Annotated in this window: 16 protein-coding genes; 10 read left to right on the forward strand and 6 right to left on the reverse strand. The window is 33.8% G+C overall.

Annotated elements, in window-relative coordinates:
• Positions 1-22 precede the first annotated feature (22 nt).
• The 6 genes from BIW12_RS08885 to BIW12_RS08910 form a co-directional block, all read right to left on the reverse strand.
• Positions 23-1,225 (reverse strand): OmpH family outer membrane protein, encoded by a 1,203-nt coding sequence (locus BIW12_RS08885; protein WP_071184797.1) that lies wholly within the window; start codon positions 1,223-1,225, stop codon positions 23-25.
• Between the two features lie 32 nt (positions 1,226-1,257).
• Entirely contained in the window at positions 1,258-3,927 is a 2,670-nt protein-coding gene (locus BIW12_RS08890) for a BamA/OMP85 family outer membrane protein (RefSeq protein WP_232227069.1), read from the reverse strand.
• Positions 3,928-3,934: 7 nt separating this feature from the next.
• Positions 3,935-4,675, reverse strand: coding sequence for an isoprenyl transferase (locus tag BIW12_RS08895; RefSeq protein WP_071184799.1), 741 nt, complete (start codon positions 4,673-4,675; stop codon positions 3,935-3,937).
• Between the two features lie 3 nt (positions 4,676-4,678).
• The gene (gene porG, locus BIW12_RS08900) at positions 4,679-5,362 is read right to left on the reverse strand and encodes a type IX secretion system protein PorG (RefSeq protein ID WP_071186259.1); all 684 of its coding nucleotides are present in this window, start codon (positions 5,360-5,362) and stop codon (positions 4,679-4,681) included.
• Positions 5,363-5,531: 169 nt separating this feature from the next.
• Positions 5,532-6,416 carry an NAD kinase gene (locus tag BIW12_RS08905; protein ID WP_071184800.1) on the reverse strand — a complete coding sequence of 295 codons (885 nt, stop codon included), beginning with the start codon at positions 6,414-6,416 and terminating at the stop codon, positions 5,532-5,534.
• A 5-nt stretch (positions 6,417-6,421) separates the two neighbouring features.
• On the reverse strand, positions 6,422-7,078 hold the full coding sequence (locus BIW12_RS08910; protein WP_071184801.1) for a CBS domain-containing protein: 657 nt from the start codon (positions 7,076-7,078) through the stop codon (positions 6,422-6,424).
• A 115-nt stretch (positions 7,079-7,193) separates the two neighbouring features.
• Here BIW12_RS08910 and BIW12_RS08915 point away from each other — a divergent pair, with 115 nt between their 5' ends.
• The 10 genes from BIW12_RS08915 (at position 7,194) to BIW12_RS08960 (ending at position 15,386) form a co-directional block, all read left to right on the forward strand.
• Positions 7,194-7,907 (forward strand): pyridoxine 5'-phosphate synthase, encoded by a 714-nt coding sequence (locus BIW12_RS08915; RefSeq protein WP_071184802.1) that lies wholly within the window; start codon positions 7,194-7,196, stop codon positions 7,905-7,907.
• Between the two features lie 72 nt (positions 7,908-7,979).
• Positions 7,980-8,741, forward strand: coding sequence for an alpha/beta fold hydrolase (locus BIW12_RS08920; RefSeq protein WP_071184803.1), 762 nt, complete (start codon positions 7,980-7,982; stop codon positions 8,739-8,741).
• Between the two features lie 166 nt (positions 8,742-8,907).
• Positions 8,908-10,008: a glycoside hydrolase family 43 protein gene (locus BIW12_RS08925; RefSeq protein WP_083382087.1), complete on the forward strand. Its 1,101-nt coding sequence runs from the start codon at positions 8,908-8,910 to the stop codon at positions 10,006-10,008.
• A 12-nt stretch (positions 10,009-10,020) separates the two neighbouring features.
• Positions 10,021-11,940 carry a family 43 glycosylhydrolase gene (locus tag BIW12_RS08930; protein WP_157499515.1) on the forward strand — a complete coding sequence of 640 codons (1,920 nt, stop codon included), beginning with the start codon at positions 10,021-10,023 and terminating at the stop codon, positions 11,938-11,940.
• An 89-nt stretch (positions 11,941-12,029) separates the two neighbouring features.
• Complete coding sequence (locus BIW12_RS08935) at positions 12,030-12,371, forward strand: phage holin family protein (RefSeq protein WP_071184804.1); 342 nt, start codon at positions 12,030-12,032, stop codon at positions 12,369-12,371.
• A gap of 83 nt (positions 12,372-12,454) precedes the next feature.
• The gene (locus tag BIW12_RS08940; protein WP_071184805.1) at positions 12,455-12,823 is read left to right on the forward strand and encodes a hypothetical protein; all 369 of its coding nucleotides are present in this window, start codon (positions 12,455-12,457) and stop codon (positions 12,821-12,823) included.
• 150 nt (positions 12,824-12,973) lie between these two features.
• Complete coding sequence (locus BIW12_RS08945) at positions 12,974-13,351, forward strand: heavy-metal-associated domain-containing protein (RefSeq protein WP_071184806.1); 378 nt, start codon at positions 12,974-12,976, stop codon at positions 13,349-13,351.
• Positions 13,352-13,429: 78 nt separating this feature from the next.
• Entirely contained in the window at positions 13,430-13,957 is a 528-nt protein-coding gene (locus BIW12_RS08950; RefSeq protein ID WP_071184807.1) for a heavy-metal-associated domain-containing protein, read from the forward strand.
• Positions 13,958-14,761: a hypothetical protein gene (locus BIW12_RS08955; protein WP_071184808.1), complete on the forward strand. Its 804-nt coding sequence runs from the start codon at positions 13,958-13,960 to the stop codon at positions 14,759-14,761.
• Between the two features lie 25 nt (positions 14,762-14,786).
• Positions 14,787-15,386, forward strand: a complete 600-nt coding sequence (locus BIW12_RS08960; RefSeq protein WP_071184809.1) for a DUF3347 domain-containing protein — start codon at positions 14,787-14,789, stop codon at positions 15,384-15,386.
• The last annotated feature ends 209 nt before the right edge of the window (positions 15,387-15,595 follow it).

The raw sequence follows: 15,595 nt of genomic DNA on the forward strand, positions 1-15,595 counted from the left end.
TTTAAAATATTAAGTAATTAATTTATTGTTTAAGTTTTTCCTCTCTAGCAGCTTTGATAGAGTCTCTTTGTTTAATAATTTGTAATCTTCTTTCTTCTAACGCTTTTTTGCGATCTTCAATAATTTTTTTTCTTTCTTCCAGAGTTTTTGTTTTAGCTTCTTCTGCTTTTTGTTTGGCTAATTCTGCTTCAGTCTGCGTTTGTACTGTTGTGTCTTTAGTAACTTCAGCTTTAGCTGTTTCAGGAACAGTATTTGCTTTTTTAGCAGCTGCAGCAGCTGCTCTGTCATCAAGAACTTTTTGTCTTCTTTCTTCTAATTCTTTTTTACGGTCTTCAATAATTTTGTTTCTTTCTTCAAGTGTTTTTGCTTTAGCATCAGCAGCTTTTTGTTTGGCTAATTCAGCTTCGCTTGGAGAGTCATTTGTTGCAACTTTTTGAACCTCAGTTTTAGCTGTTTCAGAAACCGTGCCATTTTTTTTAGCGGCTCTGTCGTCCAGAATTTTTTGTCTTCTTTGTTCGTATTCCAGTTTCTTTTGTTCTTGCGCCAGCTTTCTGTCTTCCAGTATTTTGTCTCTTGCTGCCTTTCTTTCGTCTAATATTTTTTGTCTTTGAGCAAGATTTGGATTCTCGTCTATAGCGTCTTCTTTGTTTTCTTTTTCTTCTTCGGCTGCTAATTCTTTTTTGCTTAGCTGTTCTCTTTTTTCGGTTCGGGTAATTATTCGTAGTACCTGATCGCTTATGTCAAATCTTTTGTCAGCAAAAATCATCGTTAAATCGGATGATTTGTCAAAGATAAAATCGTATTTTTTTGCTTCGGCAATATCCTGAACTGCTGTAAAAACTTGGTCTTGTATAGGTTTTACTAATAATGTTTTTTGACTCATCAGTAAACCATTTGGACCAAATCTTTTTTGTTGTAATTCTAATAATTCATTTTCCAGAAAACTGATTTCTGTTTCTCTTTCTTCAATTAATGATTTGGTTAGCAAAGCTTTTTCGGCTGTAAGTGCTTCTTTGATTTTGTTTATTTCTAATTTTTTAGTTTCTATTTCCTGCTTCCACTTTTCTGCTTTTTCTTCCAAAAGTGAATTGGATTCGTTATAACTCTTTACATTTTGTAAAATGTATTCCATATCAATAAAACCCACTCTGTTTCCACGAGTTTGCGAATGAAGGCTGTTTGCAGCAATCGCGGCTAAAAATAGAAATAAAAAATGTTTTCTCATAACTTAAAGTATTAGAAAATCAGTAAGCAGTTTTAAAATTGTTGCCCAATAATGAAGTGAGTTTCCCAACCGTTTGGAGTGTTTAATCCCGGTAAGGCATCAAATCCATGTGCAAAATCAATTCCTAATAATCCAAATGCCGGCATAAATACTCTTAAACCAACTCCTGCCGAACGTTTAATATCAAACGGATTATAAGTTTTAAAATTGTTGAAAGCATTACCCGCTTCTAAAAAAGCCAGTGCATAAATAGATGCTGCTGCTTTTAATGTTATAGGATAACGTAATTCCATAGAGAATTTATTATAAACTGTTGCTCCTACTTGTACTCCGTCTTGAAGAGGTGTCAGCGAGCTGTTAGGGTATCCTCTTAACTGAACAGTTTCTCTACCGTCCATTGCAAAGTTGGCCATACCATCTCCACCCACAAAAAATCTTTCAAAAGGAACTAAACCTCTATCCTGATTATAAGCACCAAGGAATCCAAATTCAGTTAATGTTCTTAAAACAAATTTACCATAAACTTTGGTATACCAATCGGCTTTGAATTTAATTTTGTAATATTCTAACCAATTGTATTTCTTCTGATCTACTTTGGCATCATCAGCTGAAGCATCTGCTGCTGAGTCTACTCTCTTGTAAATTCCTGAATCTTTAAACGTTTCTTTTAAATAATCTCCATCAGAAACCGTGCTAATACTTTGATCAAGTGTTACGGGATTTTTTGAGTCATATTTCAATTTGTAAGCTTCTTGATTTTTTAAATCGCCATAATCTACCCCGTTAAATAATGAATATGGAGGAGTAACTTTTGCCGAAAAACTAAATTCAGAACCGTAAGTTGGGAAAATAGGATTTACCCCTTTGTTGTTTCTTGTAAGTCCTATTGTATAAGCTAAGTTTCTTGAAGAACCGTTTCCAAAGGTAAATAATCCTGTGTTGTAATTATTCAAATCATAATGCTGGTAACTTACAGATTGTGATAATACAAAGAAATCATCAGGAACAGTCAAACGTTTTGCAAGACCTACCGATACTGTAAAAATGTTAAAGCTTCTTGATTTATCAACATCAAAAGTGATAAAGTTGTTTAAGAATTGTTTACTGTATGAAATGGATGAACTGAATTGTACCGGTTTTTTTTGTCCAAACCAAGGCTCAGAAAACGAAACACTATAGGTTTGGAAATAAGTACTTCCTTGTAAACGTAAGGATACTTTTTGTCCATCACCCATTGGTAATGGTTTGTATGCTGCTTTGTTTGCAATATTTCTCGCCGAGAAGTTATTGAACGAAAGTCCTAAGGTTCCAATGAAACCACCTCCGCCGTAACCACCCTGAAGTTCGATTTGGCTGGATCCTTTTTCGACTAAGTTGTATTCAATATCAACTGTTCCTGCAGCTCCATCAACATTTTTGAATTTTGGATCAATAGCTTCAGGGTCAAAATATCCTAATTGACCTATTTCACGTACTGTTCTTACCAGTTCTTCTTTGCTGTATTTTTCACCCGGTTTTGTTCTTAATTCTCTGTAAATTACACGGTCGTTAGTTTTGTCGTTACCAACTACAGTAATGTGGTTAAAATATGCCAGTGGCCCTTCGGTAACTCTTACTTCAAAATCGATAGTGTCATTGGCTGTTTTTACCTCTACCGCATTGATGTTAGAGAATAAATAACCATTGTTTTGATATAAGTTGGTGATATCTTCTCCGTCAGGTTTTGTTTTGTCGGCAATTCTTTTTTCAAGTAATACACCGTTGTATGTTTCTCCTTTTTTAATACCCAAAATTCGGTTCAAAAACTGATCAGAATAAACAGAGTTACCTAAGAATTTAATGTTTCCAAAGTAGTATTTGTTACCTTCTTCGACATTTACTTTAATGGCTAAGGTGTTGTTTTCTTTATTGTAAGCTACAGTGTCTGATACGATACGGGCATCGCGGTATCCTTTTTCTTTGTAACTTTCGATTACTTTTTCTAAGTCTTTTTTGTATTTGTCTTTAACAAATTTAGATGCTTTTAGTAAACGAATAGGATTTTTTTGCTTAGTATCCTTCATTGCTTTACGCAGCTTTTTGTCTGAAATCTTGCTGTTTCCCGTAAAATCGATACTGCTGATTTTTATTTTATCACCTTTGTCAACACTCACCACCATATTAACCTGATTGATGGCCGAGGTGTCTTTTACTGTGTTGATATTGACTTTAGTATTAAAAAAACCGTCTTTTTTATACTTGTTTTCGATGTAGTTTTTAGTAGTGGTAATCAGGTTTTCGTTTACTACTTTTCCTTTTGTAAGGCTGTTATCCTTGATTAAAGCTTCGGTTTTGCTTTTTTTAACGCCTACAAATTTGACATCATTTAGTTTAGGAAGTTCTTTGATGTCTAAATCCAGATAGATACTGTCGTTTTCAATACGATTAACGTAAAAGGAAATTTCGTCAAAAAGGCCTAGTTTTCCTAGTTTTTTGATAGCCGAGCTTATTTCTTCTCCTGGTACTGTAATTTCCTGCCCTTTTTGCAAACCGGCAAAAGTAACTACTGTTTGGTCGTTAAAACTGATCTTATTGGTCAATTCAACCTTGGCTAAAATGTATTTTTTTCCTTGGTCAAATGGTACTCTGTCTTGTGCCTTAATTTGTGAAAAACTTCCCAGAAATACTAGGGTAAGTAATGCCTTGATACTTTTATTCAACACTAAAAAATTATTTAATTTGTTCACTTGTTTTTCCAAATCTACGTTCTCTTTTTTGATAACTCATGAGTGCCTCATAGAGGTGCTCTTCTCTGAAATCAGGCCACATAACTTCAGAAAAAAATAATTCAGCATAAGCAATTTGCCATAGTAAGAAATTGCTTATTCTGTGTTCTCCACTTGTTCTAATTAATAAATCTACATCGGGTAGATTTTGCGTGTAAAGATGCTCATTTATAATTGAATCGTCAATAGCGTCAATTGAAATTATATTATTTTTAACTTTATCAGAAATCTTCTTTACCGCATTGACTATTTCCTCTCTTGAACCATAACTGAGGGCTAGTGTTAAGGTCATTCGGGTATTGTTTTTTGTTTTTTCCATAACCTCCAGAAGTTCTTTTTGAGCTGATTTTGGCATCATCTCTAAGTTTCCGATGGTATTGAGTTTGATATTGTTTTCCTGAAAAGTAATGAACTCTTTTTGCAATGACTTAATCAAAATTTTCATCAGGGTATCTACCTCAAGCTTGGGTCTGTTCCAGTTTTCGGTAGAAAACGCATATAATGTTAAGTTTTCAATGCCTAATTTAACACAGTTTTCTATAGTTATTTTTACTGATTTTGTGCCGTTTTCATGGCCTATTGTTCTTAATAAGCCTTGTTTTTTAGCCCAACGACCATTACCATCCATGATGATAGCAAGGTGTTTAGGTAAATTATTTTTATTTAAAGTGTCCAGTACGCTCATTTTTTATTGTGCACAGTAGCAAGGTTTTTCGCCAAAGGTATAAGTTAATGTTATCCCCGAAAAAACATACCAATCATTATTATTTAAATTTCCAAAACGCAATACACTTAAGCTGTTTTCTTTAGGGTTGCTGCCGTCAAGATTGTCAGTAAATGTATAGCGCGCTCCAGCCTCAACTCCTAATACAAAACTCCTTGAAATTTTGGATTTTATTCCTACAATCATCGGAATTGCAATGCCGCTTCTTCCGTTATTTTTTTTTGTTTCCCCCAGTTCGATATATAAGTCGTCATACCTTAAAAAATTTATTCCCGAAGACACATAAGGTGTGATTTTACGGTCTAAAGTATGAAGATCAAAATCGAAAAAGTTGAATTCAAGGGCTAAAGATAGTTCTTTTATGCTATTTTCAAAATGATAGCCTCTCAGACTTCTGCCAGGTTCTTCAGAATCGCGATCATCAGCAGTTATTGTGGACTGTGAATAGGAGATTCTCCAGGAATGTCTGGGACTTTTGTTCCATTTGTATAAAACGCCAAAAGTAGGTTCGTTAGGAGCGATATAAGTGGTCGAACCTACATCGCCAATGTAGTTGCTTCCGCCAATAAAAACTCCTATTTCGTGTATTTGTGCCTGTAAACTCACGCTTAGCAATAAACCTATTATTACGCTTAAAAATTTTTTCATTTTCATAGAAAATTCTGCAAATATAATAATTATCAATACGAAACAATGCTCATTAAAATAAATGTACTTTTTTTTGAAAAAAAATCCATTTATCTTAATCAGAACTCGTTTTGCTTATACTTAAACGATAAATTTTGATGGTATTGTATAAATTAGCAGATAAAAAAAACTAATTTCTTTTGTCTTCTCCCCAAAGCAATTTGCTTCTTAAGGTTTTTAAGAAAGTTTCGTTAGGTATTTCGACCATATTAATTTGGAATGGTGTTTTTTTAATTGTTAAAACCGATTCGTTTCCTATAGATGTAATTCTGGAATCCAAAGAAACCAAATAATTTTCTTCTCTACCCGAAACCTTTAGCATGATTTCAGTTTCGTCAGGAATTACAAGTGGTCTTGCGTTAAGATTATGAGGGGCAATAGGTGTAATGACTAAGCTTTTTACATCAGGAGTTAAAATGGGACCACCACAACTCAAAGAATAACCTGTGGATCCTGTAGGTGTCGAAATGATAAGTCCGTCAGCCCAGTAGGAGTTTAGAATTTCTCCATTGAGATAAGTTTCTATCGTTATCATCGATGTGGTGTCTTTTCGACTAACAGAAACCTCGTTCATGGCAAAGTTGATGTCGTTTAAAGCTTCGTTTTCCGGTGTTGCAGTTAGGCTTAACAGCGTTCTTTTAGAAAGAGTATATTTTTTATCGATTACAATTTGTAAAAATTCGTCGATTTTTTCTTTTTGAACTGTAGCCAAAAAGCCCAGTCTTCCTGCGTTAATCCCTAATATTGGAATTCCGGAATTTCTAACCAGCGTAGCAGCTCTTAAAATGGTTCCGTCCCCTCCAATACTTAAAAGCATATCAAAACTCGAATCCAATTCGGTGTGGGAACAAAAGGTTTTGTATTCCTTTTCGATTATTTTTTTTTCCTGAATTAAAGCTAAGAACTTAGATTCGATGACTATTTCTATATTTCTTTTGTTAAAAAACACAAAGATGTCTTTTATGATTGGTTCTGTACTATTTTGATAATATTGACCGTAAATGGCTATTTTCATTGGGTTTACATGTTAAGATATTTGTCTAAATAGTCTGAACGTTCTTTTAAGTTAGTAATATATGAGTCTTCGTGGTGTTCGGAGATAATTTCGTAATTGTATCTTCTAAAAGTCTGGATGATTTCATTGATAGCTCCCGAACTGATTTTTATGGTTACTTCAACGCTGTCAATATCGGATTCTGAGATAAACAATCCTAAGAGTTTACCATTATTGCTTTCAACAATTTGGGTAATTTGACTCATTGAATAATCCAAAATGCCTTTTTTTATTTTTACGATGGCTCCCTGTTCTTTTATGAAAGGCGTTTGGTGGAAAAAATTGATAATATCTTCCATTTCATAATAGCCTACATATTTGTTGTTCTCGTCCAGAACCGGAATTAAATTCGAATGGTTTTTTGCAAAAACTTCTAAAACTTCCATCCAGATAGCATCAGTCCTGATAAAGAAAGTTTCCAGGCTGTATCTGTAGTCCTGAACTTTTTTTTCTTCTTCAAAAGTTTCAACATCTTCGGCCGAAATACTTCCTATGTAGATACCTTCTTCAACTATTGGGAAATGAGAAAAATTGAAATCGCCCAAAAATTCCCTAACAGCTTCAATAGTTTCTTGGCTGTCAATGGGTTTGAAATCGTTGGTAATGTAGTTTGTAATTTCCATTTTGTTTGAATGCTCAATTTTTATGCAAAATAATCAAAAAAAGGCAAATTCGCCTAGCTTTTACTTTGTATTTTTGTAACCAAATTATAGTTTTTCGTAATCAAAAATTGTTCCAATGACAAAATTAAGTGTAAACATCAATAAAATAGCTACTTTACGTAATGCCCGGGGAGGAAATGTTCCTGATTTATTAAAAGTAGCCAGCGATATTCAAAAATTTGGAGGACAGGGAATCACCATTCATCCGCGTCCCGATGAGCGTCACATCCGTTATCAGGATGCCCGCGATTTGAAATCAATTGTTTACACCGAATTCAATATCGAAGGAAATCCACAGCATAATTTTATTGATTTAGTGTTAGAGTGTAAACCTGACCAGGTGACCTTGGTTCCCGATGCTATTGGTGCCATTACTTCTTCGGCGGGTTGGGACACGGTAAAAAATCAAGCCTATTTGACCGAGATGATTCAGGAATTCCAGCGCAACGGAATTCGTACTTCTATTTTTGTTGACCCAGCATTAGAAATGATTGAAGGTGCTAAAAAAACCGGAACCGACAGAATCGAATTATATACCGAAGCTTTTGCTCATCAATACAGCGCAGGAAATGAAAAAGGAATTACTCCTTATGTGGAATCGGCTGTTTTGGCTAACGAATTGGGGCTAGGTATCAATGCCGGACACGATTTAAGTTTAGATAACATTCAGTTTTTTAAAGAAAATATTCCCGGCTTATTAGAGGTTTCCATTGGTCACGCTTTAATTGCCGAGGCTTTATATTTAGGTTTAGAAAACGTGGTTAATATGTATCTGCGAAAATTAAAATAATTTCAATTGATTGAAGATTAAGCAGAAATTTTTTCTGCAATCTAAAATCTGCAATCTAAAATCTGCAATCAAATGCTTTATTCAAAAATAGAAGGAGAAGGGAAACCTTTTTTAATCATACACGGATTTCTTGGAATGTCCGATAATTGGAAAACTTTAGGGCAGCAATTTGCCGGCGAAGGTTTTCAGGTTCATATGCTCGATATGCGCAATCACGGGCGAAGTTTTCAATCATCAGCATTTAGTTATGAATTAATGGTTCAGGATGTTTTTGACTATTGTCAGGATCATGCTTTGCAATCTATTAATATTTTAGGGCACTCGATGGGAGGGAAAATAGCGATGCTTTTTGCAACCCGATATCCGGAAATGGTCGAAAAATTAATTGTTGCCGATATTGGCCCTAAGTATTATGCGCCACATCATCAAACTATTTTGGCAGGATTAAACGCCGTAGATTTTTCGGTTAAACCAAGTCGCGCCGATGTTGAAGCAACTTTAGGGCAATACATCACCGATTTTGGAACTAAGCAATTTTTGTTGAAAAACCTCTATTGGCAAGAACCGGGACAATTGGCTTTCAGATTTAATCTTGCTATTTTAACTAAAGAAGTTGAAGAAATAGGAGTGCCTTTGCCATCAGAATTAGTTTTTGAAAAACCAACACTTTTTATTCGTGGCGGAAGTTCGAATTATATTTTAGATTCAGATGTTGAGGATATAGCCATTCATTTTCCATTGATGAAACTGGAAACCATTCCAAATGCCGGACACTGGCTTCATGCCGAAAACCCGGCCTTGTTTTATCAAATGGTGATTTCGTTTTTAAAATAAATTTGTTCAAACAATTTTATATAAAGCAGTAACTTTTGAGTTGCTGCTTTTTTTATGGTAAGATGTTTTGATAAATGTAAAAAAAACACTTATGTTTGTGCTCTTCGAAAAATGATATTATTTTTCTTAAATTAAAATGAGTAATTAACCACCAAACCAAAATAAAATGACTGCGACAATTTATCCTATTTTCTTAAAACGTATTGAATCCATAAGAGTTGTTATGTGTCTATTAGCAATTCTTTTTTTGCAAAGTTGCGGTTCAGTAAAAAATAATCGCTCTTCAAAAGAGAAAATGAGTGCTTATTTAATGACTTATTTTAAAGATGATACACATGGATTGTATTTTGCATTAAGTAAAGACGGTTATACTTTTACCGATGTGAACAACGCAAAACCAGTTATTGCCGGTGATACTATTGCCGAACAAAAGGGAATTCGTGATCCTTATATCATGCGTGGAAACGATGGCTATTTTTATTTGGCAATGACCGATTTGCATATTTATGGTAAACAAAAAGGTTATCGTGAAACCGAATGGGAACGTCCTGGGGATAAATATGACTGGGGAAATAATAGGGATTTGGTCTTAATGAAATCAAAAGATTTGATTCATTGGTCACATTCTATTTTAGATATTGACAAGATGTATCCGGAGTGGAATGTAGGTTGCGTTTGGGCACCCGAATTGATTTATGACGACGTAAAAGGTAGAATCATGATTTATTTCACCATGCGTAAAGCTAAGGGGAAAACTAAATTGTATTATGCTTACATGAATAAGGAGTTTACGGCATTGGAAACAACTCCGGAAATTCTTTTTGAGTATCCGGATAGTACGAAACAGGTTTTAGATGCTGATATTACTAAACTTCCTGATGGAAGATTTTGTATGATGTATGTTGCGCAGGAAAATCCGGGTGGTATTAAAATGGCATTTTCGGATAAAATAAATTCGGGTTATGTGTACCAGCCTGAGCAAGTTGATTTTGAGAAAAAATCATGTGAAGCTCCCAATGTGTTTCAACGTATCGGTGAAAATAAATGGGTTTTGATGTACGATATTTTTAGTGTAAATCCACACAACTTCGGATTTGCGGAGACCAGCGATTTTAAAACGTTTACTAATCTTGGTCATTTTGATGAAGGAGTGATGAAACGTACTAATTTTTCGGTTCAAAAGCATGGTTCGGTAATTCATCTGACTAAAAAAGAAGCGGAGCTTTTAGCTAAACATTGGAATATGAATTTTTCATTTGACAAATAAAAACAGCACAACATGAATAAGTATTTATTAAAAACAATTCTTTTTACGGTTGCAGGTTTTTCAGGTTTGCTTGCCCAAAATAAAAAAATGGAAGGCTACTTATTTGCTTATTTTGAAGGCAAAGGGCCAGGCGAAAAACAAGAACAACTGCGTTTTGCCGTGAGTGATGATGCGGTGAACTGGAAAGCGTTAAACAATAATGAGCCTGTTGTGGCCTCTAAGGATATTTCTAATACAGGAGGAATTCGGGATCCCCATATTCTTAGAAGTGCCGATGGAAACAGTTTTTATATGACGGCTACCGATATGAACACCAAGAAAAATGGATGGGATTACAATCCGGGAATTGTTTTGATGCATTCTAATAATCTTTTGGATTGGAAATCGTCGGTAATTGATTTGGAAAAATTATACCCTAAAAAATTTAAAGACATCAAATGGGTGTGGGCTCCACAGACTTTTTATGATACCAAAGCTAAGAAGTATCTGATTTATTTTACGGTACGTTTTAAATATAATGAGAAGCTTGATTTCTATTGTGCTTATGCCAATAAAGATTTTACAGCTTTTGAGCAAGAGCCAAAATTGATGTTTAGTCCAAAAGACGGTGCTATTGATGGCGATATTATTTATAAAGATGGGATGTATCACTTCTTTTATAAAGGAAATACAAAAGACGAAAACGGAAAAGAAATCAAAAATGGTATCAAGCAGGCTACGAGTAAGAAGCTTCAAGGACCCTGGAAAGAAAGTTTCGAATATTTAGATTATTATGCCGATAAAAAAACAGGTGTAGAAGGTTCATCAGTTTTTAAATTGAATAATAGCGACGAATATATTTTAATGTATGATTTGTATTCCAGTGGGCGTTATGAATTTCAACGTTCTAAAGATTTGTTTCATTTTACAGATAAAACCGAATCGTTTACCAAAGATTTCTTCCCGCGACATGGGAGCGTAATTGGCATTACAAAAGAAGAAGCCAAAAGGTTAAATGAAAAATGGGGTGGTGTTCCTCAAAGTTTACTGACCTCAAAGGATGGAACATTCCAATTTAAGGCAGAAGGAAATCCAATAATCAAACATAAGTTTACAGCTGATCCGGCAGCTTTTGTTGAAAAAGATACTTTGTGGTTGTTTACAGGACATGATTTTGAAGGTGGTCAGAAAGGATATAAATTGAAAGATTGGCTGGTTTTTTCAACTACCGATTTGAAAAATTGGACGGAATATCCGGTGCCGTTAAAAATTGAAGATTTTAAATGGGATAAGACCAATGATGCTTATGCAGGTCAAACCATCAAAAGAAATGGGAAGTATTATTGGTATATCAGTACTAATGGTTCCGGAATAGGGGTGGCTGTGTCTGATAAACCGCAGGGGCCTTATAAAGATGCTATTGGAAAACCATTGTTGACTAATGCTGATTGTTTTGCATCTACACATTCCTGGACTTGTATTGATCCTTCCGTTTTTATAGATGATGATGGGCAGGCTTGGTTGTTTTGGGGTAATGGAGTTTGCTATTACGCAAAACTAAAAGAAAACATGATTGAAATTGACGGTCCAGTTAAGAAAATTGATTTCGAAGGATTGCAATTTACCGAAGCACCATGGGTTCATAAAAAGAATGGGAAATATTATCTAAGTTATGCAACTGGTTTTCCTGAAAAAATTGCCTACGCAATGGCTGATAATATAGAAGGCCCTTATGAATACAAAGGTATTTTAAATGAAATTGCAGGAAATAGCAATACGAATCATCAGGCTATTTTAGAGTTTAAAGGAAAACCTTATTTTATTTATCACAACGGAGCAATCAAAACAAATGGTTCGAGTTACAGTAGATCGGTTTGTATTGATAAATTAGAATACAATAATGATGGTACTATAAAACGTATTGTAATGACTACCGAAGGCGTTATCAAATAAGACTGAATGCAGATTATAGCAATTTCTTTTTTTAAAGAAATTGCTATAATTTAAAATAGTAGTATTTTTGAAGAATAAATATAAAGTAAATGAAATTAATTATTAGAGTTCTGACTACTTCAATCTTGGTATTGATAATCTCTCATTTTATGACCGGGGTTCATGTGGCAAGTTTTACAACAGCACTTTTTGTTGCGGTTGTTTTAGGTTTGCTTAACATTTTTATTAAGCCTATTTTGGTTTTGTTTACGTTGCCTATTACTTTTTTTACGTTAGGATTGTTTTTATTAGTCATCAATGGTTTGATAATTATTCTCTGTGATAATATTGTAGGCGGTTTTGATGTCGATAATTTTTTTACAGCCTTACTTTTTAGTATCATATTGTCTGTTTCGCAATCTATTGTGAATCTTTTTGTGGGAGATAAGTAATTTATAAAATAATCATAAAACAAATTGATTTTACTTTTGGCTGAGTAAAAATCATTAATTTTGTTCTTGATAAAGATTTAAAAATGAATAAGATTTACATCATAGTATTTATGTTACTTGGTTTCTTTTTGATGCCAGGTGCTAGCTATGCTTGTGGATCAGGTTCAGGCAAGCATTCCTGCAAAATGGAAATGTCTTCCAAAACAAAAATGAAAGATTGCTGCAGTAAAAAATCAAATTCTAAAGAAACCAAAGACAAAGGTTGTTCCGGAAAATGCGGACAATCCATGTGTAGTGTTTCTCCTGTAAACATTGGGATTGCTGCTGAGATTCAATATGAAATTCCAAAAGCAACATTTCATTTTTCAGAAAAAAAACAAAATTTCTCTCACTCCGTATCCTTTCCTTCTGCTGGATATGTTAGCCTTTGGTTGATACCTAAAATAGGCTAAAATCCTTTGTTGATAGCCATTGGTGTATCAAATTCAAAGTAAATACTTTACAATACAATCTTTCTGTTGATTGAAATAATAAGCAATAGTTTGTTGTAGCTATGCTGTTGTTATTGGTTAACTTCATTCAATTAAAAAAAATATAAAATCATGAAATCATTAAAAAAAATAATGATAGCAGCTGTAGTGTTGCTATCAATAAGTGTTAGTGCACAAGTTAAAAATAAAAAAACAGAAACTGTAAAAATATCCGGTAACTGTGAAATGTGCAAAAAGAAAATTGAAACAGCTGGAAGTCTTAAAAAAGTAGCAGTTGTAGAATGGGATGTCAATTCTAAAATGGCAACGCTGACTTATGATTCTACTAAAACAAATTCAGATGAAATTTTGAGCCGAATTGCTAAAGCCGGTTATGATAGTGAGAAGTTTTCGGCTACTGAAGAGCAGTATAAAAAATTGCACACTTGCTGTCAATACGATAGAAAGCCAACAGGAAGAACTACTGAAAGAGAAGAACACAAACACTAGTTTTTTTATTACTACAGTCTTTGTGTTGTTTTTAAAGTACTAAAGACTGTAGTAAATTATAATTTTTAAAATTAAAAAATGATGAAAAAAGATAATATAAAAAAGCTATTACTTGTGTTTGTAATGCTGTTTAGTGTTATGAATTCATTTTCCCAAATTTCGAAAGCCGAAATTATTGCTACAGGTTTAACCTGTTCAATGTGTTCTAATGCAATTAATAAACAACTTAAGGCAATGCCCGAAGTAGAAAAAGTAATTATCGATTTGAATGCCAATACTTTTATGATTTCTTTGAAAAAAAATAGTGGGATTACACCGCAGGCATTAAGGATGAGTGTTGAAAAAGCGGGATTTTTTGTGGGTTCAATGGTTTTAACACTGGATGTTGATACCATACAAATAAAAGATAATGCAAGCTTTAAAAATGAAAGTGGGACTTATGTTTTTGTAGAAGCCAAAGAAAAAATAACTAATGGAACACTTAGGCTAAAAGTATTAAACAGCGGCTATGTAACTAAAAAAGAGTACAAACAATCGGCTAAAATGTTGTCGAAATATTTGACTGATGGGACTGAGGAAGAAACGTATTTTGTAAAAATAATTTAAATGAGATATTTAGCAATTGTAATGTTGTGTTTGTTGTCGTTTCACATTAATGCGCAGGAATTATTTGTCATGACCGAACCGGCCAGTAACATGCCTACAGGTTCCATAGGTGTTAGAGATATGAGTCTTTTTGCTTTCAAAAAAACCGATGGTTATAATTACCACAATATGCCCGAGTTGATGTGGGGGGTGAATAAGGATTGGATGATTCATGCTTCGGCTTTTTTGAGTAACAAAGAAGGGAATTTAAAGTTAGAGGGAGGAAGTTTATATGCTAAATATCGTTTTTTCTCGGTTGATGATCTTCATAGTCATTTTAGATTAGCGGCTTACGGCAGGATAAGTACAAGTAATGCCGGTATTCATCAGGAAGATATAGAAACTATGGGGATGAATTCAGGTTATGAAATTGGAGCTGTGGCGACTCAATTGATTAATAAAACAGCTTTGAGTACTTCAATAAGTTACGAAAGAGCTTTGAATAATCAGGATTATGATTTTCCGGATGCCTTTAGTAATAGTGCTTTGAATTATACTTTTTCGATTGGTCAATTGATGTATCCTAAAAAATATATTAATTTTAAGCAGACCAATATCAACGCAATGTTGGAATTTTTAGGTCAGCGGTTGAACCAAAATGGGAAATCTTATCTGGATGTTGTACCTTCGGTTCAGTTTATTATCAATAGTCAGGCTCGAATAGACTTGGCATACAGACGACAAATATATAGCGATATGGAGCGCATTAGTACCAATAGTATTTTGTTAAAATTAGAATACACTTTTTTTAATGTAACCAATTAGTTTTAAATAGTATAAAATTTTAAAAATGAGAAAAATAATTCTTTCATCGATGGTTTTGACCATGTTGTTGATGGCTTGTAATCAAAAAAAGCAAGAGGAGCAAACAGAAAAAACAGAAGTAGAAACAGCAAAAGAACAGGAAACTGAAGCTGTTGAAGAAATTACGACAGTTAGTGATGCCGTGAAAGCATCTGTTTCTACTGAGGCAATCATTAATGGTTATTTGAAAATTAAAAATGCTTTGGCTAGTGACAATTCAGCCGAAGCAGCTAAAGTAGCAGCAGATTTTTCTAAAGCAGTTGAAGCTACTAAAACCGATAAAATAGCAGCGGAATTAAAAGATAAGTATTCTAAAACTACTGAGGAAGCCAAAAAACAAGCGGCTTTAATTGTTTCGAATTCAGGAAAAATAGACCAGCAAAGATTGTGTTTTGCTGTTTTAAGCAAAAATATAACGAGTCTGATTGCTACTTTTGGAAGTAAACAGAAATTATATCAGGATTATTGTCCGATGTACGATGAGGGGAAAAGCGGCTATTGGATAAGCGAATTCAAAGTAATCAAGAATCCGTATTATGGTTCCGAAATGCTCGAATGTGGAGGAATGATTAAAGAAATTAAATAGTGTTTTAACCATAATCCCGATAGTTATCGGGGGAAGAAGTTTTCACAAAGTTTACAAAGTTTTTTTTAAAATGATCTGTGATAATCTGAGTAACCTGTCTGTCGGCAGACAGGTCTTTGGCTAAAAGTAAATATTTAGAGAATAAAATTAAACCATTAAGGTAGTTAAGGTTCATTAAGTTTTTGCTTAATTTTCTTAACTACCTTAAT

The organism is Flavobacterium commune, from assembly GCF_001857965.1.
GTDB classification, from domain to species: Bacteria; Bacteroidota; Bacteroidia; order Flavobacteriales; family Flavobacteriaceae; genus Flavobacterium; species Flavobacterium commune.